Source organism: Microbacterium saccharophilum, assembly GCF_007992455.1.
Lineage (GTDB): Bacteria > Actinomycetota > Actinomycetes > Actinomycetales > Microbacteriaceae > Microbacterium > Microbacterium saccharophilum.
Genome location: NZ_BKAH01000003.1, coordinates 214,842 through 239,632 on the forward strand (window position 1 = coordinate 214,842; position 24,791 = coordinate 239,632).

26 protein-coding genes are annotated in these 24,791 nt (G+C 71.4%); 7 read left to right on the forward strand and 19 right to left on the reverse strand.

Going from position 1 to position 24,791, the window contains the following annotated elements; translation table 11 throughout:
• Window positions 1-29 precede the first annotated feature (29 nt).
• Window positions 30-1,157, forward strand: coding sequence for a PQQ-dependent sugar dehydrogenase (locus MSA03_RS04840; RefSeq protein WP_147049858.1), 1,128 nt, complete (start codon window positions 30-32; stop codon window positions 1,155-1,157).
• Window positions 1,158-1,159: 2 nt separating this feature from the next.
• On the opposite strand, the gene MSA03_RS04845 is transcribed toward MSA03_RS04840, so the two are convergent.
• From MSA03_RS04845 to MSA03_RS04860, 4 genes are read right to left on the reverse strand one after another with little or no spacing between them, the layout of a single operon-like run.
• Complete coding sequence (locus MSA03_RS04845; RefSeq protein WP_147049859.1) at window positions 1,160-2,113, reverse strand: Gfo/Idh/MocA family protein; 954 nt, start codon at window positions 2,111-2,113, stop codon at window positions 1,160-1,162.
• 7 nt (window positions 2,114-2,120) lie between these two features.
• Window positions 2,121-2,567 carry a hypothetical protein gene (locus tag MSA03_RS04850; protein ID WP_028496265.1) on the reverse strand — a complete coding sequence of 149 codons (447 nt, stop codon included), beginning with the start codon at window positions 2,565-2,567 and terminating at the stop codon, window positions 2,121-2,123.
• Entirely contained in the window at window positions 2,560-2,988 is a 429-nt protein-coding gene (locus MSA03_RS04855) for a VOC family protein (protein WP_028496264.1), read from the reverse strand. Before MSA03_RS04855 ends, MSA03_RS04850 begins: the two co-directional genes overlap by 8 nt.
• A gap of 5 nt (window positions 2,989-2,993) precedes the next feature.
• Entirely contained in the window at window positions 2,994-3,437 is a 444-nt protein-coding gene (locus MSA03_RS04860) for a helix-turn-helix transcriptional regulator (RefSeq protein ID WP_147049860.1), read from the reverse strand.
• Between the two features lie 75 nt (window positions 3,438-3,512).
• Between MSA03_RS04860 and MSA03_RS04865 the strand changes: the two genes are divergently transcribed.
• Window positions 3,513-4,436 carry an NADP-dependent oxidoreductase gene (locus MSA03_RS04865; RefSeq protein WP_147049861.1) on the forward strand — a complete coding sequence of 308 codons (924 nt, stop codon included), beginning with the start codon at window positions 3,513-3,515 and terminating at the stop codon, window positions 4,434-4,436.
• Window positions 4,437-4,463: 27 nt separating this feature from the next.
• On the opposite strand, the gene MSA03_RS04870 is transcribed toward MSA03_RS04865, so the two are convergent.
• Together MSA03_RS04870 and MSA03_RS04875 are read right to left on the reverse strand one after the other, a co-directional pair.
• Window positions 4,464-5,267, reverse strand: coding sequence for an alpha/beta fold hydrolase (locus tag MSA03_RS04870; protein ID WP_147049862.1), 804 nt, complete (start codon window positions 5,265-5,267; stop codon window positions 4,464-4,466).
• 21 nt (window positions 5,268-5,288) lie between these two features.
• Window positions 5,289-6,818 carry an MATE family efflux transporter gene (locus MSA03_RS04875; protein WP_147049863.1) on the reverse strand — a complete coding sequence of 510 codons (1,530 nt, stop codon included), beginning with the start codon at window positions 6,816-6,818 and terminating at the stop codon, window positions 5,289-5,291.
• Between the two features lie 223 nt (window positions 6,819-7,041).
• Between MSA03_RS04875 and MSA03_RS04880 the strand changes: the two genes are divergently transcribed.
• A complete protein-coding gene (locus tag MSA03_RS04880) occupies window positions 7,042-8,385 on the forward strand; it encodes an HNH endonuclease signature motif containing protein (protein WP_147049864.1) in 1,344 nt (447 codons plus the stop codon).
• Window positions 8,386-8,446: 61 nt separating this feature from the next.
• Here the strand turns inward: MSA03_RS04880 and MSA03_RS04885 are convergent, their stop codons facing one another.
• The 5 genes from MSA03_RS04885 to dnaB form a co-directional block, all read right to left on the reverse strand.
• Window positions 8,447-9,277, reverse strand: coding sequence for an FAD:protein FMN transferase (locus MSA03_RS04885; RefSeq protein WP_147049865.1), 831 nt, complete (start codon window positions 9,275-9,277; stop codon window positions 8,447-8,449).
• Window positions 9,274-9,744 (reverse strand): FMN-binding protein, encoded by a 471-nt coding sequence (locus MSA03_RS04890; protein ID WP_147049866.1) that lies wholly within the window; start codon window positions 9,742-9,744, stop codon window positions 9,274-9,276. Before MSA03_RS04890 ends, MSA03_RS04885 begins: the two co-directional genes overlap by 4 nt.
• A gap of 29 nt (window positions 9,745-9,773) precedes the next feature.
• On the reverse strand, window positions 9,774-11,195 hold the full coding sequence (locus tag MSA03_RS04895; protein ID WP_147049867.1) for a ferredoxin reductase family protein: 1,422 nt from the start codon (window positions 11,193-11,195) through the stop codon (window positions 9,774-9,776).
• Window positions 11,196-11,285: 90 nt separating this feature from the next.
• The gene (locus tag MSA03_RS04900) at window positions 11,286-12,164 is read right to left on the reverse strand and encodes a 3-methyladenine DNA glycosylase (RefSeq protein WP_147049868.1); all 879 of its coding nucleotides are present in this window, start codon (window positions 12,162-12,164) and stop codon (window positions 11,286-11,288) included.
• 47 nt (window positions 12,165-12,211) lie between these two features.
• Window positions 12,212-13,582, reverse strand: coding sequence for a replicative DNA helicase (gene dnaB / locus MSA03_RS04905; RefSeq protein ID WP_028496254.1), 1,371 nt, complete (start codon window positions 13,580-13,582; stop codon window positions 12,212-12,214).
• Between the two features lie 420 nt (window positions 13,583-14,002).
• On the opposite strand from dnaB, the gene MSA03_RS04910 reads away from it, so the two are divergent.
• Window positions 14,003-14,929: a hypothetical protein gene (locus MSA03_RS04910; RefSeq protein ID WP_170245453.1), complete on the forward strand. Its 927-nt coding sequence runs from the start codon at window positions 14,003-14,005 to the stop codon at window positions 14,927-14,929.
• An 84-nt stretch (window positions 14,930-15,013) separates the two neighbouring features.
• Window positions 15,014-16,171, forward strand: a complete 1,158-nt coding sequence (locus MSA03_RS04915) for a chaplin family protein (RefSeq protein WP_147049870.1) — start codon at window positions 15,014-15,016, stop codon at window positions 16,169-16,171.
• Window positions 16,172-16,232: 61 nt separating this feature from the next.
• Here the strand turns inward: MSA03_RS04915 and MSA03_RS04920 are convergent, their stop codons facing one another.
• The 6 genes from MSA03_RS04920 to MSA03_RS04945 form a co-directional block, all read right to left on the reverse strand.
• Window positions 16,233-17,393, reverse strand: a complete 1,161-nt coding sequence (locus MSA03_RS04920; RefSeq protein ID WP_147049871.1) for a Gfo/Idh/MocA family protein — start codon at window positions 17,391-17,393, stop codon at window positions 16,233-16,235.
• 99 nt (window positions 17,394-17,492) lie between these two features.
• Window positions 17,493-17,945 (reverse strand): 50S ribosomal protein L9, encoded by a 453-nt coding sequence (gene rplI / locus MSA03_RS04925; protein WP_028496250.1) that lies wholly within the window; start codon window positions 17,943-17,945, stop codon window positions 17,493-17,495.
• Window positions 17,946-17,956: 11 nt separating this feature from the next.
• Window positions 17,957-18,211: a 30S ribosomal protein S18 gene (rpsR, locus tag MSA03_RS04930; RefSeq protein WP_005054609.1), complete on the reverse strand. Its 255-nt coding sequence runs from the start codon at window positions 18,209-18,211 to the stop codon at window positions 17,957-17,959.
• A gap of 50 nt (window positions 18,212-18,261) precedes the next feature.
• Window positions 18,262-18,780: a single-stranded DNA-binding protein gene (locus MSA03_RS04935; RefSeq protein WP_028496249.1), complete on the reverse strand. Its 519-nt coding sequence runs from the start codon at window positions 18,778-18,780 to the stop codon at window positions 18,262-18,264.
• Window positions 18,781-18,785: 5 nt separating this feature from the next.
• Complete coding sequence (rpsF, locus tag MSA03_RS04940) at window positions 18,786-19,124, reverse strand: 30S ribosomal protein S6 (protein ID WP_218028802.1); 339 nt, start codon at window positions 19,122-19,124, stop codon at window positions 18,786-18,788.
• Window positions 19,125-19,292: 168 nt separating this feature from the next.
• Entirely contained in the window at window positions 19,293-20,591 is a 1,299-nt protein-coding gene (locus tag MSA03_RS04945; protein WP_147049873.1) for a glycosyltransferase, read from the reverse strand.
• 68 nt (window positions 20,592-20,659) lie between these two features.
• Between MSA03_RS04945 and MSA03_RS04950 the strand changes: the two genes are divergently transcribed.
• Window positions 20,660-21,307, forward strand: a complete 648-nt coding sequence (locus tag MSA03_RS04950; protein WP_147049874.1) for a TetR/AcrR family transcriptional regulator — start codon at window positions 20,660-20,662, stop codon at window positions 21,305-21,307.
• Window positions 21,308-21,316: 9 nt separating this feature from the next.
• On the forward strand, window positions 21,317-22,501 hold the full coding sequence (locus tag MSA03_RS04955) for a hypothetical protein (protein WP_147049875.1): 1,185 nt from the start codon (window positions 21,317-21,319) through the stop codon (window positions 22,499-22,501).
• 37 nt (window positions 22,502-22,538) lie between these two features.
• Here the strand turns inward: MSA03_RS04955 and MSA03_RS04960 are convergent, their stop codons facing one another.
• Both MSA03_RS04960 and MSA03_RS04965 read right to left on the reverse strand, forming a co-directional pair.
• Window positions 22,539-23,882, reverse strand: coding sequence for a DUF6716 putative glycosyltransferase (locus tag MSA03_RS04960; protein ID WP_147049876.1), 1,344 nt, complete (start codon window positions 23,880-23,882; stop codon window positions 22,539-22,541).
• Window positions 23,879-24,751, reverse strand: a complete 873-nt coding sequence (locus MSA03_RS04965) for an N-acetylneuraminate synthase family protein (RefSeq protein ID WP_147049877.1) — start codon at window positions 24,749-24,751, stop codon at window positions 23,879-23,881. Before MSA03_RS04965 ends, MSA03_RS04960 begins: the two co-directional genes overlap by 4 nt.
• Window positions 24,752-24,791: the final 40 nt, after the last annotated feature.

Below are 24,791 nucleotides of genomic sequence, written 5' to 3' on the forward strand. Positions count from 1 at the left end.
GGCCACCGGCACCCGGGTACCGTGTGAGCATGTCGCCCCGGGGACGGCTCGCAGGGACACGGCCACGACGCACGGCCGCGGCGGCGTTCGTGCTCGCGACCGCCTGCTGGCTCACCGGCTGCGGCGTCGCCGGGCCCGATCCCCCGCCACCCCCACCGCCCGCGGCGTCCCCGTCCGCCGCCCCGACCTCCGAGCCCGTGACGATCGTCACCGGCCTCGCCGCGCCGTGGTCGCTCGTCCGGATCGGCACCTCCGTCCTCATCAGCGAGCGCGACACCGGCCGCATCCGCGAGCTGACCGCCGGCGGCGCCCTCCGCGATGTCGTCACGGTCGAGAACGTGGCCCACGGCGGGGAGGGCGGCCTGCTCGGACTCGCGTTCGACGGCGACGACGGCCTCTTCGCGTACTCGACGGCCGCGGACGGCAACCGCGTCGAACGCTATGCCGTGGAAGGGGCGCCCGGCGCGCTCCGCCTCAGCGACCCGCGGATCGTCGTGGACGGGCTGCCCCGAGCCGGCAACCACAACGGCGGACGCATCGCGTTCGGTCCGGACGGCATGCTGTACGTCCCGGTCGGGGATGCCGGGGACCCGGACGCCGCGCAGGACCCCGATGCGCTGAACGGGAAGATCCTCCGCCTCGAGCCGGACGGCGGCATCCCCGCGGACAACCCGAGGCGGGGTTCGCCCGTCTACACCCTCGGGCACCGCAACGTGCAGGGCCTGGCGTGGGCACCGGCACCGGACGGCCGGATGTTCGCCAGCGAGTTCGGGCAGAACACGTGGGACGAGCTCAACGAGATCATGCCGGGCGGCAACTACGGCTGGCCCGTCGTCGAGGGGACCGGCGGCGAGGAGCGGGGCTTCGTCGACCCGTTGCAGAGCTGGGCGACGGATGCCGCGAGCCCGAGCGGTATCGCGGTGATCGGCGACCGCATCCTCATCGCGAACCTGCGCGGCGAGGTGCTGCGATCGGTCCCGCTCTCCGACACCGCCACGTCGGAGGAGTTCTACGCGCGCGCGTTCGGCCGCCTCCGCGACGTGTTCGCCGGGCCAGACGGCGCGGTGTGGGTGCTCACGAACAACACCGACGGCCGCGGCGCCCCGCGGGACGGGGACGACCGCATCATCGCCGTCCCGCCGGCGCTGCTGGACTGAGCTCAGCCGGCGACGATCGCCTCGACGACACGGAGCGTGCTGAGCGTCCGGGCGTTGTCCGGGGCGGGGTCGCCGCCGCGGACGAGGTCGACGAAGCGCTGCACTTCGAAGAGCATGTTGTTCTCCGGCGGGTTCAGCTCGATCTCCTCGATGGAGCCGTCGATGCCGTGCACCCGCAGGCGGGAGGGTTCGGCGATCCGGTCGATCTCCAACGTCGCCAGCTCGCCCTGGATCTCGCTCGGGCGCGCGGTGACGGTGATCTTCGAGTACGCCACCTCGCCGACGAATCCGGGGTAGGTCAGCAGCGCCGAGCCGGTGCCGTCGGCGCCGCCCGCGATCTCCACGGAGACGGCGCGCACGGCGTCCGGCTCGCCGAACAGGTCGACCATCGGGCTCACGCAGTAGACGCCGAGGTCGAGCAGCGCGCCCCCGGCGAGCGCCGGATCGAAGATGTTCACCCGCTCGCCGGCGAGGACCCGGTCGTAGCGCGCCGACCGCTGGCAGTACGTGAACGCCGCCCGCCGGATCGTCCCGAGCCGGGGCAGGAGCGCACGGATCTCGTCCATGCCCGGGTCGTAGGCGTTGCGCATGCCCTCGAACACGACGACGCCGGCGTCGGCGGCCTCCTCGATCAGAGCCTCGAACTCGGCCGCCGTGGGCGCTGCCGGCTTCTCCACGAACACGTGGCGTCCGGCGCGCAGCGCGGCGCGTGCCTGCTCGACGTGCTTCCCGTTGGGCGAGCCGACGTACACCGCGTCGACGTCGCCGGACGCGAGCAGCTCCTCGAGGTCTGAGGAGGTCGCGCCGATCCCCTGCTCGTCGGCGTACGCGGCCGCCCGGTCGCTGTCGCGCGAGTAGACCACGGTCGCCTGGATGCCGTCCGTCTGCCGCACGGCATCCAGGAACCTGCCGGTGATCATGCTCGTGCCGATGGTGGCGATGCGGATGACGGTCATCGGGGGGTCAGCTCGCGGCCTTCTTGACGAGTTCGCGGACCTTCTTCTCCACGGCGTCCGTCACCTCGACCACGGCGTACGACACCGCCCACATGGGCCCGTCGTCGAGGTTCGCGGGGTCATCGAAGGACACCGTCCCGTAGCGCGTCTTGAACTTCGAGGCGGGCTGGTAGAACACGACCACCTTGCCGTCCCGGGCGTACGCGGGGAACCCGTAGAAGGTCTTCGGGTCGAGGTCGGGGGCCTCGTCGGTCACGATGCCGTGCAGGAGGGTGGCCACCTGACGGTCGACGCCGTCCAGGCCGTCGATCGCGGCGACGCACGCCTCGAGCTCCTTCGCGAGCTTCGCGGCGCCCTTGAGCCCCTTCGATGCGCGCAGCTCGTCCGCGCGCTGTTTCATGGCGGCGCGCTCTTCGGCGCTGAAGCCGTCTGCCTTGCTCCGCTGGTCAGCCATTGTCCCTGCTCCTCTTGTTCTCCTGGATGCGGATGAGGTTTCCCGCGGGATCGCGGAAGGCCGCGTCACGCACCCCGTAGTCCTGTTCGATGGGCTCCTGCACGATGTCGGCGCCGGCTCCCTCGAGCTTCGCGAACGTCCCGTCCAGGTCGTCCGTGGCGAGATTGACGCCGAAGTACGTGCCCTTGGCGATGAGCTCGAGGATCGTCTCGCGCTCATCGTCGGAGATGTCGTTGCCGACTCCCGGCGGGTGCAGCACGATCGCCGTGTCCGGCTGACCGGCCGGACCCACCGTGATCCAGCGCATGTTCTCGTAGCCGACGTCCAATCGCACCTCGAAGCCGAGGACGTCCCGGTAGAACGCGAGGGATGCCTCGGGGTCGGTGTGCGGCAGGAAGCTCGAATGAATCGTGATGTCCATGGCTCTCACGGTACGAGGACGCGTGACCTCGGCGCTTCTCGATTCCTGACCGGTTTCGTGATCTGCTTCGCGATGCACGGCAGCATCCCGGGGACGTAGGCGGCGCCGTGCTCCCGGTAGACGCTGGGCGGCACGCCCACCAGCTCGGTGAATCGGGTGCTGAACGTGCCGAGCGACGACGAGCCGACGGCGAAGCAGACCTCGGTGACGCTGAGGTCGCCGCGGCGGAGCAGCGTCATCGCCCGCTCGATGCGCCGGGTCATGAGGTAGGAGTACGGCGATTCACCGTAGGCGCGCTTGAACTGGCGGCTGAGGTGACCGGCGGAGAGATGCACGTCCCGGGCGAGCGATGCGACGTCGAGCGGCTTCGCGTAGTCCCGGTCCATCCGGTCCCGCACACGACGGAGCAGGGCCAGCGTCTGCAGGTCCTGGGGTTGCCGAGCGGTCACCTGCCGATGATGCCACGCCGCCGCGCGCCCTGCCAGACAGTGGAATGCCCGCGGGCTGTGGTGTTTGCTACCAGCATGAAGGCACTCGTGTACACGGAGTTCGGCGGCGCCGAGCGGTTCGAATTGACCGAGGTGGGCGATCCGCACATCGGCCCCGACACCCTCCTGGTCCGCGTCGCGGCGGCGGGCCTGAATCCTGTCGACTACAAGCTCCGGGAGGGGCACCTCCGCGGGCTCTTCGACACGCGGCTTCCCGCCATCCCCGGCTGGGATGTCGCCGGTGTCGTGGAGCAGGTGGGCCTGGACACCCCCGAGTACGCCGTCGGCGACCGCATCCTCGCCTACGCGCGCGCCGACGTGGTGGAGCACGGCTCGCTCGCCGAGCTCATGCCGGTGCCGGTCCGCACGGCGGCGCCGCTGCCGGAGGGGCTGTCGTTCGAGGATGCCGCGGCGCTGCCGCTCGCGGGCCTCACGGCACTGCAGACCGTGGAGCGATCCGGGCTCACCGAGGGCGACACCGTGCTCGTCCACAACGCCGCCGGCGGCGTGGGCTCGTTCGCCGTGCAGCTCGCGCGGCTCCGCGGCGCGCGCGTGATCGGCACGGCGTCCGCCGCCAAGCACGACTACCTGCGATCGCTCGGCGCAGAGCCCGTGGAGTACGGCGCTCCGCTCATCGAGCAGGTGCGCGCACTCGCCCCCGACGGCATCGACGTGGTCCTGGACTACGCGGGCGGCGGCGCCCTGGACTCCACACCGGCCCTGCTGCACGAAGGCGGGTTCGTCGTCTCGATCACCGACCCGCGCGCCCGCGACGAGTTCGACGGGGTGTATGCGTGGGTGCGGCCGGATGCCGTGCAGCTCGCCGCGCTCGCGCAGCTCGCCGCGGACGGGACGCTGCGCATCGAACGCGCCGCGACCTACCCGCTGGCCGAGGCCGTCGATGCGTACCGGCAGCTGGAAGCCGGACACGTCCAGGGCAAGATCGTCGTCACGATCTGACCGGCCGGGACATGGTCGGCGCCGGGGTCAGTCCGCCTGGGCGAGGAACTCCAGGGCCGCGGCGCGGAACACCCGGGAACCGGGCGCGTTGAAGTGGTGCCGGTCGGGGATCTCCACAAAGTGCCCCTGCGGGCAGGCGGCGGCGAGCGCCTTCGAGCCCTCGATGATGGCGTCCTGCGAGCCCGTCGCGAAGAGGATCGGCTGCGCCGGCGCCTGCGCCGGGTCCGGATCGACCGTGCCCGACCGCCGCATGCCGCCGGCGATCGCGAGAAGCGCGCGCAGGTCGTTGCCGGGCACGCGCTCGGTCAGCGCGATGTAGTTCTGGGTGACGCGGTCCTCGACCGGGGTGCCGTCTTGGACGTACGCCGTCGCCTGGTCGAGATCCAGGCGTCCGAGCGGGATCCCGTCGGGGACCCCACCCAGCACGACGCGCTCGATGCGGCCCGGCAGGTCCTGCGCGACCTCCCAGCCCACGCGCGCCCCGAGCGAGTAGCCGACATAGAACGCCGTCCCGACGAGGTAGGTGTCCAGCACCGCCTCGACGTCGCCCGCGAGGGTCCGCAGGTCGTAGTCGGCGGGGTCGTGCGGCTTGTCGCTCGCGCCGTGGCCGCGCTGGTCGAGGCCGAGCACGCGGTAGCCGGCCTGCTGCAGGTCACGGACCCAGCCGGTGCTCACCCAGTTGTCGCGGGTGCTCGAAGCGAATCCGTGCACCACGACGACGGTCGGTGCGGTGTCATCACCCCACGAGTACGTCGCGATCCGGTGGCCGTCACCGACCATGACGAACTTCGGGTCGGGCGTCTCGGTGAGGGCGGGAAGCGCGTTGGTCACCCCCCGATTGTCCCCCTCGGATCAGTCCGCGCGCTTCGCCGCGCGCTCGACGCGCCGTCGACGCAGGTGCGTGAGGCGTCGGCGGACGCGGCTGTCGGTAGCGAACTCGGGCAGCGGCACCGGGCGGGTGATGACGGCATCCACGCTCATCGAACCGTCGACGGGGCCCACGACCGCGATCGGCGTGGTGGCCGGGGAGATGTGGTCGCCGGTGGCGATCGGCATCCCGGCGAGCTCGCGATGCGCGCGGACGTAGGCGGGCGCCAGCAGCACCACGGCACCGATCCAGGCGAGCGGGTTGCTCCACACGGCCCCGACGTAGCCGACGATGCCGCCGAGGATGACGGCCGCACCGACGCGCATGAACAGCTCGATGATGCCCGTGACCGTCGGGATGAGGGTGTGGCCGAGCCCTTGCAGGGCTCCGCGGAGCACGAACAGCACCGCCAGCGCGCTGTACGAGATCCCGTTGATGACGAGCATGAGCGCGGCGAGGTCGACGACACCGTCCGATCCCTCACCGACGAAGAGGCGGACCATGTGGCTGCCGAACGCGACGAGCACGATGCCGAGGACGACGGCGCCGCCGAGCGCCATCCAGGTCGCCTGCACGACGCCGCGGCGGATGCGGTCGGGCCGGCCCCCGCCGAAGTTCTGCGCGACGAACATGGACACCGCGAGACCGAGCGACTGCAGCAGGGCGACGGCGAGGCTGTCCACGCGGGAGGCGGTCGTGTAGGCGGCGACGGCGTCCGCCCCCAGTTCGTTGAGGCGCACCTGCACGGCAAGGGTGCCGATCGCGATGATCGATGCCTGGAAGCCCATCGGCAGACCGATGCGGAGGTGCTGGACGAGGTCGATGCGGGCGACGCGCCAATCGGCGCGGCGGACATGGAGCACCGGCACGCGGCGGCGCACGTACTCCAGGCACAGCAGCACGGAGACCCCCTGCGACGTCACGGTGGCGAGGGCGGCGCCGCCGACTCCCCACTCCAGGGGGCCGACCATGAGGATGACGAGCCCGACGTTGAGCGCGCAGGCCACGGTGAGGAAGACGAGCGGCGTGCGGGAGTCGCCGATGGCGCGGATGATCGCGGACAGGTAGTTGAAGAACAGCATCGTGCCGGAACCGAGGAAGCTGACCTGCGCGAACACCGTGGCGTCGGCCATGAGCTCCGGCGGGGTCTGCAGGAGCTGCAGCATCGGCTCCGCGAGCAGGGCGCCCGCGACCGTGAGGAGCACGGTCGCGATGGCTGTCAGCAGGGTGCCCGTCGCGACGGAGCGCCGGACGGCGGCATGATCGCCCGCGCCGAAGGCCTGCGCCGTCGGGATGGCGAAACCGGTCGTCAGCCCCCAGACGAAGCCCAGCAGGAAGAAGAAGAGACTGCCGGTGGCACCGACGGAGGCGAGCGCGCCGACGCCGAGGTACCGGCCCACGACGATGGCGTCCGCGAACTGATAGAGCTGCTGCACGACGTTGCCGAGGAGCAGCGGCACGGAGAAGAGGAGGATGACGCGCCAGGGGCTGCCGGTGGTGAGGGACGTGGACATGCGGGCTTTCAGCGAAACGGGGCGGGGGGAGCGGTGTCCGCGTCGGCACCACCGCAACATTCTATCGAATCGATTCGTTCGAACTGCCCGGCACGGCGGACGGGCGGCGAGGGATGCGAAGAAGATGGGAACAAAAGTACGGCGATGTCTGAGCTCGTGTGCTAGAATGTCCTCAGACATTCGAATATGTGCCCGCATTGACCCCGACCCAAAGCGAGCCCTCATGTCTGCATCCGGCGCACACCGCGACGACGACCCGTCCGTCGTCCTGCGCCGCACGGATGAGGTGGTGGATGCCTTCGCCGACGTCCAGCGGCGGCAGGGCGCACTCGACGCCGAGGAGATCCGCACTCTCGCCCGCGCCGCCGCGCTCGTCGACGACGCCGGGGAACGAGGATCCAGCCGGGAGATCGCGCAGCGGTCGCTCGTCGCCGAGCTCGCCACGGCGACGAGGAGGAGCGAGTGGTCGGTGTCCCGGCAGATGGGGCAGTGCGCCGACCTCTGCACGCGGTTCGCGGCCGGCGTCGATGCTCTCGAGCGAGGTGAGATCTCCCGCCGCCACCTGATCGTGATCCACGACGCCGGCGCCGCGATCCACGATGACGCGGATCGCGCGGCGTACCTCGACTTCGCGCTCGACCGGGCGCGCGCGACGACTCCGGGGCGACTGGCCCCGCTCGTCCGCACGTTCGCGGAGCGCTGTCTGGACAGGTCGCTCGACGAGCGGGCGGAGGAGGCGCGAGAGCGCCGCCGCGTCGAGGTGAACGACCTCTCCGACGGCATGGCGGAACTGGTCGCGACGCTCCCCGCGACGCTCGCTCACGGCATCCACGACCGTCTCAGCCGGCAGGCTCGGTGCGTCATCGATGCCCGGGGCGGCGGCGTCGACGCCGACGCCGACGCGCGGACCGTGGAACAGGTGCGCGCCGACGTCTTCACCGACCTGCTGCTCACTGCCACCCCGGACGCGTGCGTGGGCGGGGAGGGGCTCGGCGAGATCCGGGCGATCGTCCAAGTCACGCTTCCGGTCCTCACGATGATCGGACACAGCGAAGAGCCCGCCCTTCTCGCCGGGTACGGGCCGATCGACGCGGACACGGCCCGCGAGCTCGCCGGCGGCGCCACCGGCTGGGAGCGCGTGATGACCTCACCGCTCACCGGCGACGTCCTCGCCGTCGATCGCTACCGGGTGCCGGCTGGACTCCAGCGCTTCCTTCGCGCTCGCGACGAGCACTGCCGCTTCCCCGGATGCCGGAGGGCGGTGTGGCGCTGCGATCTGGACCACACGCGCGACGCCGCGCGCGGCGGACCCACCCGATGCGACAACCTCGCCCACCTCTGCCGTCGGCATCACACCCTGAAACACGCGAGCGCGTGGTCGGTCGAGCAGATGTCGCCGGGGGTGCTGGTCTGGACGAGCCCGAGCGGGCGCCGACACACCGACAGACCGGAGCCCACCGTGCGCTTCGTGCCCGAACCCGAGGTCCTCGGGAGGCGCAAGCGGTTCCGAGAACCGTGGCTCCTCCCCGCCGAGGATCCGCTCGGTTCCCGCGACGCGCCGTTCTGAGCCGGCGCCCTCCGTCCCTGCGGTCAGTCGCGCTCAGGCCCGGGCCGGGCCGGAGTGGAGGTCAGGCGATCGTCGCCAGGTCAGGGTCCGCCCCGACGACCGAGACCTCGATCGAGCGGATCCACCGCCGCACGCGGCCGTCGTCGCCGATCAGGATGCCCGTGCGGGTGCCCGCATCCTGGATCCAGGCCAGCTCGTCCATTCCCGCAACGACCGCGCTGGTCGCCCACACATCGGCCGCAGCGAGGCCGTCGGCGATCACGGTGGCGCTCGCGACGCCGCGCGCCGGCGCCCCGGACCGCGGGTCGATGATGTGCGCCCCGCGCTCGGCGAGCCCCGACGTGGCGACGGCGCCGTCGACCACGTCGACCGTCGCGAGCACGACGCCCGGGCGGGTCGGATCGGCGATGCCGACGTGCCACACCCAGTCCGCGCCCGGCGCCGTGTACAGCTGGAGGTCACCCCCGGCGTTGATCCCCACCGCCACGACCTCGTCGTCCGCGAGCAGCGGCGCAAGGTGCGCACGCGCCGCCGACTCGACGGCCCAGCCCTTCACAAAGCCCGTGGGGTCGAACCATCCCCGCCAGTCGGCGCTGAACCGTCCCGCCGTCGCCGCTTCCCACGCGGTGCACGCGGCGGCGACCTCGGCGACGCGCGGGTCCAGTGACGCGACGGCGCACTCGCCCCGCCGGAGCCGGGAGATGTCGGAGTCATCCCGGTAGGTCGAGAAGACGCGGTCCACCTCGCGAAGGGCGGCGAAAGCCGCCGCAGCCTCCGTCGCGCCCCGTTCCGGTGCGCCGGTGCGGGTGACGGCGTGGATGCTGACGACCGTGCCCATGATCTGCTCGGTCCAGACCTGTCGGTGCGGGCGGCCGGCGATGACGGGGCTCATGACTGTGCCTGGTCGATCGCGCTCTGCAGCGACTGGAGGTAGCCATCGCTCGTGTAGGTCGCTCCCGACACCATGTGGATGTCGGCGCTCTGCGCATCGAGCGTCTCCGACACCAGCTGCGGGATGGCCCGTTCGTTGATCTGGCGGTCGCGGGAGTTGGCGTCCGGGTACTGGACGACGTCGACGGCGGAGATCGCGCCGCCCGACACCGTGAGGGAGACCTGCACCGGACCGAAGCGCGTGCGCACGGACTGCCCCGCGTAGGTGCCGTCGACGAGACCCGAACCGCGCGTCGTTCCGCTCGTGCCGCCGGTGCCCTGATCGGTCGGCGTGGGTGTCGATTCGGCGGCCGGGGCGGCTACGTCCGCCGGGACCGGGCTGATCTCCTCGCCCAGGGAGGTGCGATAGCTGAACAGCAGCACGAGCCCGCTCAGGGTGGCGAGGATGCTGTAGATGATCTTCTTCATGATTCCTCCGAGGAACGTGACACGGCCCGCTACCGCGCGAACGCTTCCGCGTGGATGCGGCTGGGGGCGAACCCCGCAGCGTGGAGGTCGCGGCGGAGCGCATCCATCCACGGGCCCGGTCCGCAGAGGAACACGTCGTACTCCGCCGGTCGGGGCGCGAGGTGGCGGAGCAGGTCGGAGCCGCGCCACGCGGCGTGGCTCGCCGGCATCCAGGTCGACCCGCTCGCGGCGCGCGGGCCGTTGAGCGCGTAGTGGGTGACCCCCCGGGTGGAGACGAGACGCGCGATCGGGCCCCGCAGCAGGGCGTCTTCCTCCACGTGTTCGCGCACCACGAGGGTCGCGGCGCCCGGCGCGTATGCCTCGCCTTCCAGCAGGGAGACGAGGGGGGCGACTCCCGCGCCGGCGCCGATCATCAGGAGCTTCGTTCCGGCGCGCACCTCCCCGGTCATGACGCCGTACGGTCCTTCGAACACGACGCGGGTCCCGGGATTCAGGCCGGCCAGGCGTCGCGTGCCGTCGCCGACGATGCGCGCCGAGATGGTCAGGGCGTTGCCGGTCGGCGCCGCCGCGAGGGAGAACGGGTGTCCCCGCATCCACCCGGCACCGTCGAGGAACCGCCACACGAAGAACTGGCCCGGTCGCGCGCGCAGGGCGGCCAGTCCGCGCCCCCGCATCCGCACGGTCACCCCGCGGTCACCATCCGGTTCGACGGACGCGACCCGCACGTCGTGCCGCAACGACCGGACGACCGGCACGCCGACGCGGAACACGACGACGCCGGCGGCGGCGACCGCCCAGAGCGTCCACCAGTAGATCGTGGCGAGGGGGGATGCGAGGAAGTCCGCGCCCGTCCAGAGCATGTGCGGGACGGCGAGGCCGACACCGAGATAGCCGTAGAGGTGGAGGAGATGCCAGCTCTCGTACCGGAGCCGTCGGCGGGCGCGACGGAGGGAGCTCGCCACGACGAGCACCAGGAGGAGCGTGCCCGCGGTGGCCAGCAGCATCCCCGGGTAGTCCCAGACGAATTGCCAGAGCTGGGTGAACACGTCGATGCCCGCCTGCGCGGCATAGCCGGCCACGAGCAGGGCGATGTGGACGAGGAGGAGCGAGAACGACGAGAACCCGACGAGGCGGTGCATCCGGGTGATGCCGTCCCGTCCGAATCCGCGTTCGAAGAGCGGCACCCGCGCCATGAGGAGCACCTGGTAGAGGAGGAGATTCGCCGAGACGAGGCCGGTGAGGCGGCCGAGCGTGGTCAGTGCCTCCGCTCCGCCCCCGACGATCGCCTGCACGCCGGCGTCCGCCACCCACAGCGCCACGACGACGAGGCTCGTCACCCAGATGACGGCGACCGCGGCGGCGTTCCACACCGCGCGAGTCCATCGGCGCCGGAGGACGGGTGCCGTGGCGGCGGAGGCTCGGCCGATCGTCGTCGGGAAGGTGGCTGTCATGCGCTCATGGTCGGCGCGGGAGCTATGACGGTGCCCAGAATGACGCATGAACGCGCCGCGTCATAGCCGATTCATCGGCGGCTCAGGGAATCACACCCGGGGCGAAGTGCCTGCCACGCCGTCGACCACCCCGATCAGCTCCTGGCGCAGCGCCTCGGCGCGTTCGGCGAAGGCCCTCTGGTGGGCGACGTACTCCGCCTTCCCATCGGCCGATTCGATGGTCACGGGCGCGTAGCCCCACTCGGTCAGGTCGTACGGGGAGGCGCGCATGTCGAGCTCGCGGATGTCGCGTGCCAGCTCGAAGCAGTCCAGCAGGAGACGGCCCGGGACCAGCGGACCGAGCTTGACCGCCCACTTGTACAGGTCCATGTTCGCGTGGAGGCAGCCCGGCTGCTCGGTCGCCGGCTGCTGCTCACGGTCGAGCGGCAGCCGGTTCCGCGGCACGGCTTCGGGCGTGAAGAAGCGGAAGGCGTCGACGTGCGTGCAGCCCAGCTGATGTGCCTCCACGACGCCATCCGTGTCTGCCTGACCCAGGCGCAGCGGCGCCGGATGCCGGTGCGCGGACTGACGGTAGACCATCGCCCACTCGTGCAGCCCGAAGCATCCGAACTGTGCTCGCCGTGAGCGCGTGCCCCGCAGGATGCGACCCACTCCCGTGAGGAGGAGGCTCTTCTCCCGAGCGAAACTCTCGTGGTCGACGATCGCATGCCGGCCGTCGACGCGGTACCAGCGCCACGCGGCGCGGGCCTCGCCGGCATCCTCCAGGAGTACGCCAGCGCCGGGATGCCAGCGTCGCAGCAGTCCGGGCTTGTAGCTGTAGTACGTGAAGAGGAAGTCATCGACCGGGTGCGTCTGGCCGACCGCCGCCCGCGCGCGCCGGCCCGCCGTCAACGCGTCGGCACGCTCCGCGTGTTCGCGCGCCGACGCCGCCCACTCGGGAGCGGCGAGCGTGGTGGCGACGTCATTCACGCCACGAGGATACGCGTGCGACCCCGGTGTGCCGCGATCGCTGCACCTCAGTCCATCCCGACGGCCATGTCGGTGAACCGCGAGAAGTGACCCTGGAAGGCGACGGTGATCGTGTCGGTCGGGCCGTTGCGGTGCTTGGCGACGATGAGGTCGGCCTCGCCGGCGCGCGGGCTGTCGCGTTCGTACGCCGCCTCGCGGTGCAGGAGCACGACCATGTCGGCATCCTGCTCGATCGAGCCCGATTCACGCAGGTCGGAGAGCGCCGGCTTCTTGTCGGCGCGCTGCTCGGGACCACGGTTCAGCTGGGAAAGCGCGATGACCGGCACCTGCAGCTCCTTCGCGAGGAGCTTGAGGGCACGCGAGAACTCCGAGACCTCCTGCTGGCGCGACTCGACGCGCTTGCCGCTCGTCATGAGCTGGAGGTAGTCGATGACGACCATCTTCAGGCCCACGCGCTGCTTGAGGCGGCGGCACTTGGCGCGGATCTCGACGAGCGTCATGTTCGGGCTGTCGTCGATGTAGAGCGGGGCGTCGTTGATGCGGCCGCGGGTCGCGGCGATCGTCGTCCAGTCCCGCGAGTCGAGCGTGCCCTTGCGCATGCTCTGCAGCGGTACGGCGCCCTCGGCGCTCATGAGACGCATCGCGATCTCGCTCTTGCCCATTTCGAGGGAGAAGAAGATCGTCGGGTAGTTGTGCTTGATGGCCGCGGCGCGGGCGAAGTCGAGCGCGAGCGTCGACTTACCCATGGCGGGACGGGCGGCGATGATGATCATCTGGCCGGGGTGCAGGCCGTTGGTGAGCTGGTCGAGACCGCTGAAGCCGGTCGGGATGCCGGTCATCTGACCGTCGCGACCGCGGGCGGCCTCGATCTCCTCGATGGCGACGCCGACGGCGACCTCGAGCGGGACGTAGTCCTCGGCGGCTTCGGTGCCGGTGACGGAGTAGATCTCCGCCTGTGCGTTGTTGACGAGGTCGAGCGCCTCGCCCTGGCCGTTGTAGCCCATCTGGACGATGCGGGTGCCGGCCTCGACGAGACGGCGCAGCAGGGCGCGCTCGTTGACGATCGACGCGTAGTAGCCGGCGTTCGCGGCCGTCGGCACGATCGAGGTCAGGGAGTGCAGGTAGTCCGCGCCTCCGGCCCGCTGCAGCTCGCCGCTCTTGATGAGCTCGTCGGTGACCGCGACGACGTCGGTGGGCTCACCGTGCGAGTAGAGCGTGAGGATCGCTTCGAAGATCAGCTCGTGCTTCGGAACGTAGAAATCGGTGCCGCGGAGGGTCTCGATGACGTCGGCGACGGCATCCTTCGACAGGAGCATTCCGCCCAACGCGCTCTGCTCGGCGAGCAGGTCGTGCGGGGGCGTCCGCTCGTGTTCACGGGGCGCGCCGAGACGTTCCTGCGAGATGTCCGCAATAGACATACGGCACCTTTCTGCACGCATTGTCGGGCCCTCGGGGGCGGGCCACACGCAACGTTAGGGATGGGGTCCGACCCCCGCAAACCTGCCTGTGGATAACTGTGTGGAGAACGTGCGAGAAACGCCGCACCGCCTGTGCACAACGCCTGTGGAAAACGCCCGGGATGCGCGAACGTCGAGACTTTTATATCGCCTCTGACCAGGCAATTGCTATTCCACACCCTGTGGAGTGGGAATGTGATTGAAGTGTCGCTTGAAGGTTGTCCTCGCCGTGGACAGCTGGGGATGGATCCGCGTTTGTCAAGTCGGGATTCCGCTTCCGCTCTGGACACATCGGACGGCCGCCCGGTAACGTCACCACACTGGCATCCCAGAGCGCGCAACCCCCCGGTGCGTGCCGGACTTTCGTCACGGGAGGTGGATGTGGAAGTCGTCGACGGGCACGGGTCGCGCCTCGCGCGCGCCATCGCGGCGGGGTTCGGGTCGGCCTTTGCGCTTCTCGTTCTCTCCCTCCTGTTCGGCCCCTCCATCGCGCACGCGGACGACGACGACGAGCGGCCGGGCATCATCGCGACCGTGACATCCACGCTGCGGGACGCTGTCGTCGAGCCGGTCATCCAGCCCGTGACGAGCGGGGTCTCCGAGCACGTCGTGGCGCCCCTCGTCCGACCGGTCGCCGAGGCGGTCCAGCCGGTGGTCGGTCCCGCCATCGACGCTGTCGTGAAGCCGGCGTCGGAGACTGTCGTCCACCCGGTCGTGGAGCAGGTCGTCGCCCCCGTCGTCGCCCCCGTCGCACCGCTGGTCGCCCCGCTCGTGGATGCCGCAGTGACCCCCGTCGTGGGCGCGCTCGACCCGGCACTCACGCCGGTGACGGACGCGCTGGCACCCGTGCTGGACGTCGTGCGCCCCGCCGTGGATGCCGTCGTCGTGCCGCCTCTCGTGGGCGACGCACCGACCTTCCCACCGCCTGCCCACCCCGTCACCGCCGGAAGCGGAACCACCGTCCCACCGTCCGCGCCGAGCATGGACGACTCGTCGCCGTTCGCCGGCTCGCTGTGGTCCGCCGCGCTCACGTCCTTGCTGGTCGTCGCGGATCATGTCGCCGCGCCGATGGCCGTCGTCGCCGACGCGGTCGCCCCGCTCGCATCGGCCGTGCTGCCGGGCGGGAGCGGCTTCCTCCCCGTCGGCTCCTCCGCCACCGCGGGCTCCGCCGGCATGGGTCCCGCCACGGGCGCCCTGCTCGCACTCGTGCTCTTCGCCGCGCACCATGCCTGGACGCGGCGTCACGGCGCGACGGACAGCCGTGTCCCCGCGTCGCCCGTCTATCCCGCCGACGTCTCTCCCGACTGACGTTCACCGCGCCGCCGTCTCGGCGGAACGCATCCGGCGTGCACACGCACGCCGTGACGAACGTCAGATCAAGGAGACAGAACCATGAACATCAACGTCACGCGCGCCCTGTGGGGCACGCTGCTGGCCGGGGGCCTCACGGTCTTCGGCGCGACCGTCGCGCAGGCGGCGGAGACATCCGGGGAAGACGGGCTCCTCTCCGGAACCCAGGCCCTCCTCTCGGTCGAGGCGCCGGTCACGGTGTCCGGGACGGCCGTCTCGCTGCTCGGCGATGCCTCGAGCACGAGCGGCGGCGACGCGCCCGCGGCCGCGTCGGCACCTGCCGAAGCTACGACCAGCGGCACCGGCGGCATCGCATCCGGGACGCAGGCGCTCATCTCGGTGAGCGTTCCCGTCGACATCGGCGGCATCGCTGTGTCCGGCATCGGCGACGCCGAGTCGGCCGCCCCGATGCAGGGAACACCGACGGGCGCGGCCGACTCGGCAGCGACCGCGCCGGTGGCCACGACAGACGGTGCGGATGCCGTCGCTTCGGGCACGCAGGCCGTCGCGCCGGTGTCGGTGCCGGTCACCGTGGACGGCGTCGCGATCTCGCTCATCGGAGACAGTGCGGCCGAGGGTGGCGCGACGACTCCGACGGGTGCGTCGGCTGGCGGCACCGCCCCGGCCGGCTCGACCACCGGGGACGGAGGCATCGCGAGCGGCACGCAGGTGATCGCGCCGATCCAGGTGCCGGTCGACCTCAGCGGCCTCGCCGTCTCGGTCATCGGGGACAGCACCGCCGCAGGTGGTGACGGCCCGGCCGCCACCCCGGCGGCCGCACCGCCCGCGAGCGGCGTGCCGACCACCTCGGGTGCCGATGGCGTCCTCGGGGGCACGCAGCTGGTGCTTCCGGTGACGGCTCCCATCGCGCTCGGCGGGACGTCGATCTCCGTCATCGGGGATGCCACATCGACCGCGCCCGGCGCGGTCAGCCCGGGCACCGGACCGGGTACCGATCCGGGCAGCAACCCCGGAACCGACCCCGGCTCCGTTCCCGGAACCGCCCCGGCGACCCTGCCGGACCGCGCACCGATCGCACGGCCGGCCGGCGAGACCGTCGTCGGCCGCGCCGCGGCATCCGGAGCTGTGGCAGCGGTGCTGGCGCAGACCGGCGGCACGGCGATGGCGCTCCTGCCGATGGTGGGCGTGCTGCTGACTGCGGCGGGATCAGCGCTCCTCGCGCGCCGACGCATCGCCTGACAGACCGGCTCGGCGGGCGGTGTCGCGGAAACCCCCCGGTCCGCGGCATCCGCCCGTCGAGTCACCCCGTGATCTCGGCGACCTCGACCTTGCGGTTCTCCGCGAGCGAGAGGCTGAGCGCATCCGCCGTCGCGATCGCGGCGCGCGCCGCGGTGCCGTCGGTGAGCGCGGCGAACTCCGGCTCGGGCTCGGCGCCCTGCAGCAGGCCGTGGAAGTACGCCATCTCCTCCTCGACGATGCCCGTCAGCCACAGCGGCGGGACGGTCGTCGGGTTCCCGTAGCTGATCGCTCCGGAGGTCTCGCTGTGCGCGTAGGTCGCCGTGCGCTGCGCATCCTCCTCCGCGGTGCGGTGCAGGAGATGCTTCTCCATGCGGTCGCCGATGCGGACGGTCACGCCGGTCTGCTGCATGTCGATCATGACGGCGCCCCGCGTGCCCTGGATGAGGAGGTGGTGCTCGGGCCAGCGGAACGCCGAGCCGTACTCGAGCGTGGCGAACGTGTCGTCGCCGAACTCGAGCGTGATGAGGAGCATGTCGTCCTCATCGCCGAACTGCGTGCCGCGGTGCGCGACGTTGCCGCCCACCATCGTGACGGTCGTGGCCGGTCCCATGATGAACTGCACGACGTCGAGCTCGTGGATGTGGTGGTAGAGGTGCCCGCCGGAGAGGGCGCGCTGCTTCTTCCACGAGATGGACGGCTGCGGGTCCTCCCAGCCGGTGCGCACCGCGCGGCAGTACAGCACCTTGCCGAGGGTCCCGTCCGCGATGAGGCGCTTGGCGAGCCGCACGCCGTTCATGAAGTTCATCACGTGGCCGGCCATGAACAGCACACCCGCCTCGGCGGCGGCATCCACCATCGCGCTGCAGTCGGCGTAGCTCAGGGCGATCGGCTTCTCCGAGAACACCGGCTTGCCGGCCTGCGCGGCGAGGACGGCGGCCTCGCGGTGCGCCCAGTTCGGCGACGCCACGATCACGGCGTCGACGTCGGGGCTCGCGCAGAGTTCGTCGACGGATGCCGTGGCGACCGCCCCGAACTCCTCGACTGCGGCGGCGGCGTGCTCGGGGTCGTACACCCGGGTGATGCGTGCGCCCTCCAGGCGCCCCAGTCCCCGGCCGAGGGCCATGCCGAAGTACCCGGCCCCGACGAGGCCGTAGCGCACCTCCGCGGTGCGGGAAGCGGGGCCGGAAGCGGGGCGGTCGGACTGCGCGCGAATGTCGTCCATACCGAAGACATTAGACATCAGATGTCTTCCGCGCGAATCCACCACCGCACACGAAGAAGCCCCGGACCGCTCGGGTCCGGGGCTTCTCTCGTCGACGCCTTACTTGGCGGCGACCACCTGCAGCTTGATCACCGCGGTGAGGTCGTCACGGAGGCGAACGGTCGCCTCGTGCTCGCCCACGGCCTTGATCGGGGAGGTGATGTGGATCTTGCGCTTGTCGAGGTCACCGAGGCCGGCGGCCTTGACGGCGTCTGCGACGTCGCCGGTCTTCACCGAGCCGAACAGACGGCCTTCCTTACCGGCCGTGACGGCCAGCTTGACGGTGGCAGCCTCGAGGGCGTCCTTGAGCGCCACGGCCTCTTCGTGGTCGTGGATCGCGCGCGACTCGCGGGCGGCGCGGATGGACGCCACCTGCTTCTCGCCACCGCGGCTCCAGGCCACTGCGAAGCCCTGGGGGATGAGGTAGTTGCGGGCGTACCCGTTCTTGACCTCGATGACGTCGCCGGCGCTTCCGAGCCCGGCAACCTCGTTCGTGAGAATCAGCTTTGCCATGTCGTTACCCCTCAGCGGCCAGCGCCGGCGTAGGGCAGGAGCGCCATTTCGCGCGCGTTCTTGATCGCCTTGGCGATCAGACGCTGCTCCTGAACCGAGACACCGGTGATACGACGGGCGCGGATCTTCCCGCGCTCCGAGATGAACTTGCGAAGTGTTGCGACGTCCTTGTAGTCGATGACGCCGACGCGGATCGCCTTCGCGGGAGCGGCGTTCTTGGCGCCCTTCCGCGGCTTACGGCGATCGCCGGTAGCCTTTCCAGCCATGTTTCTTCCTTACGAGTGTGATCGGATGCCGGTGGCATCCGGAATCTGAATCAGAACGGGGTGTCGTCGCCGTACGACGTGCCGGGGGCGCTCCAGGCATCCGGGGCAGCCGAGCCGGGCGTGGACCACGGCTCGTCCTGCTGGACCTGGGGACGCGCCTGGCCGCCGCCGAAGCTGCCGCCACCGCCGCTCCCGCTGCCGCCGGAGGCGGCGCGGGTGACCTGAGCCGTCGCGTACCGCAGCGAGGGGCCGATCTCGTCGACCTCCAGCTCGATCGACGTCCGGTTGTTGCCCTCGCGGTCCTGGTAGGAACGCTGCTTCAGGCGACCGGTCGCGATCACGCGGGAACCCTTCGTGAGCGAACCCGCCACGTGCTCGGCGAACTCGCGCCACACCGACGCGCGGAGGAACAGCGCTTCGCCGTCCTTCCACTCGTTGGCCTGGCGGTCGAAGGTGCGCGGAGTCGACGCGATCGTGAAGTTCGCGACGGGCAGGCCGTTCTGCGTGTAGCGCAGCTCGGGGTCTGCCGTGAGGTTGCCCACGACGGTGATGACGGTCTCGCCGGCCATCGTCGTTACGCCTTCGCTGCCTTGCGGGCGGCCTTGGCGTCGGAGCGCTCCTTCTCGGCAGCGACCATGGCCATGGCCTCTTCGGCGCGGAGGACCTTGGTGCGCATGATCTGCTCGTTCAGCTTCAGCTGACGGTCGAGCTCCTGCGTGGCCTCGCTCGTGGCGGTGAAGTTGACGACGGCGTAGATGCCCTCGGTCTTCTTCTGGATCTCGTACGCCAGGCGGCGACGGCCCCAGATGTCGATGTTGTCGATGCTGCCGCCCTCATTGGTGATGACCTTGAGGAACTTGTCGAGGTTGGTGCCAACCTGACGCTCATCGATTTCGGGGTCGAGGATGACCATGAGCTCGTACTGATGCGTGTGCGTCACTAACCCACCTCCTTCGGACTAGAACGGCTGACGGGCATTTCCCGGCAGCAGGAGGGTGTGTGCACGTGTCACGGGCTTCTTCGGACTGGGCCGATGCCGGACAACCTCCACAGTCTAGCGGATGCCCGGTCAGCGGCCCAATCAGTTCTGCCGCGCCCGCTCCGGCGCCTCGAGACCGGAGAGCACGGCGTCCAGGCCGGCGAGACCGGGGGCGGCGGCGAACGCGGCGGCCAGCTCCTGCGCGCGCTCGGCATAGCCGCGCTCGTCGAGGAGGGCGCGCACGGCCGTCCGGACCGCGGCGGGGGTGGGCCGGTTCGTCCGGAGGTTGATCCCGGCTCCCGACCACCCGACGCGGGCGCTGACCTCCACCTTGTCCTCGGTCTGCCCGGCGACCACGAGCGGGATGCCGTGACCGAGCGCCTGCTGCACTCCGCCGTAGCCGCCGTTGGTGACCATCGCATCCACGCGCGGTAGGAGGTCGGCGTACGGCAGGTAGCTCGCGGCACGCGCATTGGCCGGCAGTGGGCCGAGCGCGGCGACATCCCGCCCGCCGGTGCTGACGACGACCGTCACGTCCTCATCGGCGAGCGCCTGCAGCGTCGGAGCGACAAGCTGCGTGAGGTCGTCGTTGGCGATGGTGCCCTGCGTGACGTGGACGACCGGTCGTGTGCCGTCGAGGTCGGCCCACCAGTCCGGCAGCGCGACCTCGCCCGCGGTGGGCGGCAGCGGTCCGACGAAGTGCACGGATGCCGGGAGGTCGCTCCGCGGGTACTCGAAGGCCGGCACGGTGAACTGCACGACCGCGTCCGCGCCGCCGGCCCAGTCCAGGAAGAAGCGCGACAGCGGAGCGCCGACGGCCTCGCGGGCGACGTCGTCCGCGACACGGGTGACGGGCTCGAAGACGATCTTCTCCGCGACGACGGTCAGCGCCGCGTTGCGGAGCCGCCCGGCGACACCGGGACGCGGGGGGACCCCGAGGCCGAACGGTGCGGTGTCCCGGCTCTTGACCCCGAGCGGGAAGATCCCGAGCGCCACGACCGGCGGACGCTCGGTGCGCGGCAGTTCGTTCAGCAGGGCGGCGCCGACGAAGAGCGGCTCGGTGAGCACGGCGTCCGTCGCCGCCTCGGCGAGCGCCTCCCGCAGAGCGGCGTACTGCGCCGGCCCGGGCCGGAGGAAGAGATGCGTCATGTCGAAGCGCAGCGCCGCAGGGCCGCGCAGTCCGCGGCGCTGCGGGAACGCGGCATCCGGCTCGTCGAGGTCGACGTCGGCGGCGGGCGGCAGCGGCAGGAACTCCACGTCTGCGGCGCGCACGCGGTCGGCGTAGCGAGCGCTCGTCAGCATCCGCACGCGGTGGCCCTGTTCCCGCAGGTGGCGGGCGATCGTCAGCAGCGGAGCGACGTGGCCGTGCGCGGGCGTGCAGGTGAGGAGGTACGTGGACATGACGGCATCCTTCGTCTAAGTTTGATTTGCCTGTCAGAGTATTCACTACACCCACGAGGTAGTCAATAGTGGTTCCCGAAGAATCCCCCCGCGCCTATCGATCCGACCTGCGCACCGCGCAGGCGGCCCAGACCCGCACGCGCATCGTGTCCGCCGCCGCCGAGCTCTTCGCGACGCAGGGCTACCAGGCGACGACCCTCGCGGCGATCGGCCGGGCCGCGGGGGTGTCGGTGGAGACCGTCAAGGCCGCGGGATCCAAGGCTTCCCTGCTCGTGGCTGCGTTCGAGGTCGTCTTCGCCGGTGTCGAGTCGGCGCCCTCGCTGGCCGACACCGAGGTGGCGCGGGGCGTCTTCGCGCTTCCCGATGATGCCTTCGTGGACGCCGTCGTCGGTCAGATCGCCGGCGCCAATCAGCGCGGCTACGCCCTGTGGACGGTGCTGCTGGGCGCCTCGGCATCCGACCCGCTCGTCTCCACGGCGCTGGCGGAGATCCTGGAGCACCGGCGCGCCGACTACCGGATGCTCGTGGCGGAACTCGTGCGTCGCGGGATCGTCGCGCCGCCCGACGACGCCGACGCGCTCGCGGACGAGCTGTCGTTCCTCATGTCGCCCGAGGGCTGCCAGCAGCTCGTGGCGCAGTCCGGCTGGACGCCGAAGCGCTACCGCACCTGGATGTCGGAGAGCGTGCTCGGATGGGCGGCGGCGCGCGGCCGGTAGCGTGGCCGCATGGAGTGGACCTCGGCACTGCCCTTCGACGCCCGCCCGCTCGTGGAACCGGTCGACCGGAACGTCGTCCGCGCCTATGTGCAGCGGCTGCGCGCCGGTGGGCGGGCACCGAAGGCGGCCCCGGCAGCCGTCGTCGTGGCGGTCGTGGTCGGCGTCGTGTTCCTCGTCATGTTCGCCAACATCGCCGTCGGCATCCTCGGGTCGTTCTGGGAGCTCGCGCGTGACGGCGGCGGCGGGAGCCCCGCCGGCATCCTGTTCGCGGTCTTCCCGATCTTCTTCCTCGTCGTGATCGTCGGTCTCGTCGTCGTGGTCGCCGTGAAGCTGTTCCGCGGCGCGAGCGGGGAGCGCTGGTACCGGCTCGACCGGTTCGCGCAGGCGAACGGGATGACGTGGCACGCCGAATCGCCCGCCCCGCCGCTACCGGGCATGATCTTCGGGCTGGGGCACGGCCGTCGTGCGACGGACATCCTGCGCGGGAGTGAGCCGCGCTTCGTCGAGTTCGCGAACTACCGCTACACGACCGGGTCGGGCAAGAACCAGACGACGCATCAGTGGGGCTATGTCGCGGTCAAGCTGTCCACGCCGCTGCCGCACATCGTGCTGGATGCCCTCGGCAACAACGCGCTGTTCGGGTCGAACCTCCCGGCATCCTTCGACAGGGAGCAGCGCCTGAGCCTCGAGGGCGACTTCGACCGGTACTTCGCGCTGTACTGCCCGCGCGGCTATGAGAGCGACGCGCTGTACCTGTTCACGCCGGACATCATGGCGCGGTTCATCGACAACGCCGCGGCGCTCGACGTCGAGATCGTCGACGACTGGCTGTTCCTCTACGCCAAGCGGGACTTCTCCACGCTCGACCCGGCAACATGGGCGTGGCTGTTCGCCGCCGTCGCAGCGCTGCTGGACAAATTCGCACAGTGGGAGCGCTGGCGCGACGCGCGCCTCGCCGACATCGCCGTCCCGACGGCACATCCCGCGGTCGCGGCGGGGCCAGCCCCGGCGCTTCCGTTCGCCGCCCCCACGGCGGCGCTGCGCCCGCCGCCGGGCGTCGCCCCGCAGGGCCGGCGGCTGACGCGCCGCGTGCCGTGGGGCACGATCGCCCTGTTCGGCGGGTTCGTGCTGTTCTGGCTCGTCCTGCAGTCCGGGTTCTTCGGCGGCATCCTGTCGGCGCTGTTCTCCCGCTGAGCGCGGGACGCATCGCGGCGGGCGGGCCGCCGGGCGGTCAGTCCACGGCGGACAGGGCGAGCGTCCGACCGCGGCGGCGGATGGGATCCTGATGGCGCGCCGGGGTCACCGTGATGTCACTGCTGTCGTCGGACCACGTGCCCGCCCCGCGGCGGCCGCGGATCCGGCGCGCGGCGAGGATCGCGCGGACCAGCGGCGACCCGAGCGCCAGGGCGACAGCCCCCGCCACCGTACGATCCTCGGCGCCGAGCACGGCCTTCCGGTGCCACGCGGCGTGCAGTGCGCCGCCGCGCGGCGCCGGAACGTATCGCGCCGGCAGCTCCCCACGCCGCCGCTGCGTCACGAGCTCCCCCACCCGCGCCCACCACGTCGAGGCGGCCGGGTCGTGGAAGTAGTTGTCGTCGAGCCACGCGGCGTGCGGATGCCGGAACCGGCGCGCCACGACGTCGTCGGCGTCGCCGAAGAGGCCGCTGCCGACGAACACGGTGTTCAGGTGCGCCTTGCTCACCCCGAACGCGTCCAGCGCGATGACCGGCACGCCCATCGCGATCGCCTCGACGGCGGCTGTCGAGCTCACCGTGACGAGGCCCTCCGCACGGGAGAGCGCGACGGACATCGGCTCGTGCGAGAAGACGAGGTTCTCCGGGCGGTCGCGGAGCAGCTCCTGGTACGCGGAGCGCTCGAGGTGGGTCTCCTGCTCGCCCCGCTCGGCGCGCGAGCGGAGCTTGACGACGACGCGGCGGGTGGGGTCGGCGAGCGCCGCACGCCGCAGGATGTCGGCGAGCGCCGCCCGGTCGGCCCGCTCGCGCGGAACGATCGCCTGCGCCGCGAACACGAGGTCGGTGCCGCGGCCGTCCGACGGCGCGCTGCGGGTGTAGGGCAGCGTCGCCAGGCCCAGCTCGACGGACACTCCGAGGCGGCCGGTCAGTTCACGGAACGCGCGCAGCTCGCGGCGCGAATGCACGACGAGGAGATCGACGTGGCGACGGTAGAGCGCCGCGCCGCGCTGGGCGGGGATGGACATGCCGGGCAGGCCGGAGACGGTGACGGGGCGGACCGGCAGGCGGTCCACCTGGCGCAGCACGAGCCGGACGAACGGGCCGCGGCCGGCCACGACGATCGCATCCGGGCGATCCGCCGCGAGCCACGGCGTCAGCGCGTCGTGATCGACCCGCGTCACGTCGGCCGCGCTCAGGCGGGTGCCGGCGAGCGCGGCCGCCTGCTGCTCTTCGCTCACGAGGAGGGGCGTCCGCACCAGGACGAGGTGCGGGTTGACATCCGGGATCGCGTCGATGAGCGCCGACGACCACTTCACGAACGAATCCGCGTCGGCGATCGCCACGACGCGCAGTCGCGGCCGGCGGTCCGCGGGGCCGCTCATGCCGGTATGCGGCGGAGCTTCGCCATCGGGGCGAACTCGCCGGGGTAGATGCGCTTGACCCCGTCGCCGAGGGCCGTCTCGATGACGCGGATGTCGCGGACGAGGTGCTCCAGGCCGCCCGGCTCGAGCGACGCGGCGTGATCGGACCCCCACATCGTGCGGTCCAGGGTGATGTGACGCTCGACCGCGACGGCACCGAGCGCGACGGCGGCGAGGGAGATCTGCAGTCCGCGTTCGTGCCCCGAGTAGCCGACCGGGATGCCGGCGTAGCGGTCGCGGAGGGTCGCGATGACCTTCAGGTTCGCCTCCTCCGGCTCCATGGGGTACGTGGATGTGGCGTGCATGAGGATGACGCGATCGGTCCCGAGCACGCTGAGCGCACGGTCGATCTGCTCGATCGTCGACATGCCGGTGGACAGGAGGACGGGCTTGCCCGTCGCCCGCAGCGCCTCCAGGAGTGCCGTGTCGGTGAGGCTCGCCGACGCCACCTTGTGCGCGACGACGCCGAGGCTCTCCAGGAAGTCGACACTCGGCACATCCCACGGCGAGGCGAACCAGTCCAGCCCCGACAGTGTCGCGTAGTCGCCGATCTCGACGTACTCGTCCAGGCCGAACTCGATGCGGTGCCGGTACTGCAGGTAGGTCATGGTTCCCCACGGCGTCTCGCGCCGGGTGTCGCGCATGTGCTCCGGGGTGGCGATGTCGGGCGTGCGCTTCTGGAACTTGACGGCGTTCGCGCCGGCCCGTGCGGCGACGTCGATGAGCTGCTTGGCCAGTTCGACGTCGCCGTTGTGATTCAGGCCGATCTCCGCGATGACGTAGACGGGGTTGCCGCCGCCCAGGACGTGGGACCCGATGCTGACGGTCATATCCGTCCTCCTCTCGCCGGTGGCTTCGCCTCCAGACTGA

What these genes read in the sequence shown, in the direction of transcription:
- MSA03_RS04855 (WP_028496264.1), bottom strand. Translation starts at nt 2,988, where the DNA reads ATGGACATCACGATTCATTCGAGCTTCCTGCCGCACACCGACCCCGAG.
- MSA03_RS04885 (WP_147049865.1), bottom strand. Translation starts at nt 9,277, where the DNA reads ATGAGCCCCGTCATCGCCGGCCGCCCGCACCGACAGGTCTGGACCGAG.
- MSA03_RS04915 (WP_147049870.1), top strand. Translation starts at nt 15,014, where the DNA reads ATGAACATCAACGTCACGCGCGCCCTGTGGGGCACGCTGCTGGCCGGG.
- dnaB (WP_028496254.1), bottom strand. Translation starts at nt 13,582, where the DNA reads ATGTCTATTGCGGACATCTCGCAGGAACGTCTCGGCGCGCCCCGTGAA.
- rplI (WP_028496250.1), bottom strand. Translation starts at nt 17,945, where the DNA reads ATGGCAAAGCTGATTCTCACGAACGAGGTTGCCGGGCTCGGAAGCGCC.
- MSA03_RS04965 (WP_147049877.1), bottom strand. Translation starts at nt 24,751, where the DNA reads ATGACCGTCAGCATCGGGTCCCACGTCCTGGGCGGCGGCAACCCCGTC.
- MSA03_RS04960 (WP_147049876.1), bottom strand. Translation starts at nt 23,882, where the DNA reads ATGAGCGGCCCCGCGGACCGCCGGCCGCGACTGCGCGTCGTGGCGATC.
- rpsF (WP_218028802.1), bottom strand. Translation starts at nt 19,124, where the DNA reads ATGGTCATCCTCGACCCCGAAATCGATGAGCGTCAGGTTGGCACCAAC.
- MSA03_RS04845 (WP_147049859.1), bottom strand. Translation starts at nt 2,113, where the DNA reads ATGACCGTCATCCGCATCGCCACCATCGGCACGAGCATGATCACCGGC.
- MSA03_RS04920 (WP_147049871.1), bottom strand. Translation starts at nt 17,393, where the DNA reads ATGGACGACATTCGCGCGCAGTCCGACCGCCCCGCTTCCGGCCCCGCT.
- MSA03_RS04840 (WP_147049858.1), top strand. Translation starts at nt 30, where the DNA reads ATGTCGCCCCGGGGACGGCTCGCAGGGACACGGCCACGACGCACGGCC.
- MSA03_RS04865 (WP_147049861.1), top strand. Translation starts at nt 3,513, where the DNA reads ATGAAGGCACTCGTGTACACGGAGTTCGGCGGCGCCGAGCGGTTCGAA.
- rpsR (WP_005054609.1), bottom strand. Translation starts at nt 18,211, where the DNA reads ATGGCTGGAAAGGCTACCGGCGATCGCCGTAAGCCGCGGAAGGGCGCC.
- MSA03_RS04945 (WP_147049873.1), bottom strand. Translation starts at nt 20,591, where the DNA reads ATGTCCACGTACCTCCTCACCTGCACGCCCGCGCACGGCCACGTCGCT.
- MSA03_RS04895 (WP_147049867.1), bottom strand. Translation starts at nt 11,195, where the DNA reads ATGACAGCCACCTTCCCGACGACGATCGGCCGAGCCTCCGCCGCCACG.
- MSA03_RS04875 (WP_147049863.1), bottom strand. Translation starts at nt 6,818, where the DNA reads ATGTCCACGTCCCTCACCACCGGCAGCCCCTGGCGCGTCATCCTCCTC.
- MSA03_RS04880 (WP_147049864.1), top strand. Translation starts at nt 7,042, where the DNA reads ATGTCTGCATCCGGCGCACACCGCGACGACGACCCGTCCGTCGTCCTG.
- MSA03_RS04935 (WP_028496249.1), bottom strand. Translation starts at nt 18,780, where the DNA reads ATGGCCGGCGAGACCGTCATCACCGTCGTGGGCAACCTCACGGCAGAC.
- MSA03_RS04850 (WP_028496265.1), bottom strand. Translation starts at nt 2,567, where the DNA reads ATGGCTGACCAGCGGAGCAAGGCAGACGGCTTCAGCGCCGAAGAGCGC.
- MSA03_RS04890 (WP_147049866.1), bottom strand. Translation starts at nt 9,744, where the DNA reads ATGAAGAAGATCATCTACAGCATCCTCGCCACCCTGAGCGGGCTCGTG.
- MSA03_RS04955 (WP_147049875.1), top strand. Translation starts at nt 21,317, where the DNA reads ATGGAGTGGACCTCGGCACTGCCCTTCGACGCCCGCCCGCTCGTGGAA.